Below are 1,315 nucleotides of genomic sequence, written 5' to 3'. Positions count from 1 at the left end.
ACCTTCTTATGTCCCCATCACTTAGTGTGCCCAATAAATGCAAATTCTCGTCTACTACTAACAGAACTTTTAAAGCACTTTCGTTTAATTTCTTTAGAGCGTCAATTATGGTTGATTTTTTATGTATTAATAATTTTTTTATATCTGTTCTTATTTCCATCACCATGTTTCAATACCTAACAGGAATATCAAAAAATTTTTTTTCCAAATTATCCAATTCAAAACTTTTTAAAATATTTTTTATTTTTCTCGCCGTATTTTTATTTTCGTAAGGATTATTAACATTTTTTAGTTTTTGCCGAAAATTTTGTGAAAATAGCTTATTTATAGACTTTTTTATACTTTCATAATCTGGTTTGCAGTCTATAATACTTTCAGCTCTTATTCTTCCTTTTTGTCTATCTCCTATATTAATTGTTCCTATTTTGAAAGAAGGGGCTTCAATAATACCACTTGAAGAATTTCCAACTACCGCATCCACAAACTGCATAGTGGATAAGTATAAAAGTTGTCCCATATTTGTAAAAACCACCGTTTTTTCTTTATTTTTGGAAGCATATTCATCAATTAGATAATTTATTTTTCTACCTTCTGTATCAGCGTTGGCTTTAGTAAAGATAAGTAATGTATCTTCTAATTCATCTAATGCTTTTAATAACTCTTTAAACTGATTTTCTGAACTTCCTTTCTTCAAAGTTTCCGGGTGAAATGTTATTAGTAAGTTTCTTTTTTTCAACTTTTTTCCTAACCTTTTTTCTACTTCTTCTTTACTAAGTAATTTTAGTTTTTTGATATTATCTATTCCCAAAGCACCGACATTAAATACTCTTTCAGGTTCTTCTCCAAGTTGTATAACTCTTTTTTTATATTCTTCTGTGGAAGTGAAATGAAGATATGATAGCTTTGTTATAGCATGTCTATAACCTTCATCTAAAACACCTAAAGTAGTTTCTCCTCCATATAAATGTGCTATTGGTATTTTTAGAGTAAAAGATGCTATTACAAAAGCTAATGCTTCAAATCTATCTCCTAATACTACTGTGATATCAGGTTTTAATCTTTCTAAAGCGTCGGTATAACCTATAACACCAAGACCAATAGACTTTGAAATACCAAAAGGTGTATCTGATGATAAAAGCATTTCTACTTTTTCATCTATGGTAAATCCATCTTTTTCTATCTCTTTATAAGTTAAACCAAATTCTGGTGATAGATGCATTCCTGAAGCAATTATTTGAAGCTCTAAATCCTTATCCTTTTTTATTTCATACATTAGAGGTTTTAAAAGTCCATATTCTGCCCTTGTCCCAGTAAA

General features: G+C 29.0%; 1 protein-coding gene. It reads right to left on the bottom strand.

Translation table 11 applies throughout. The features are described from left to right. Positions 1-169 precede the first annotated feature (169 nt). On the bottom strand, positions 170-1,315 hold a 1,146-nt coding region (gene neuC / locus HG1285_RS01200), incomplete at its 5' end, for a UDP-N-acetylglucosamine 2-epimerase (protein WP_008289450.1).

It is taken from the genome of Hydrogenivirga sp. 128-5-R1-1 (genome assembly GCF_000171895.1).
This window is presented reverse-complemented; position numbering and strand designations above follow the sequence as displayed.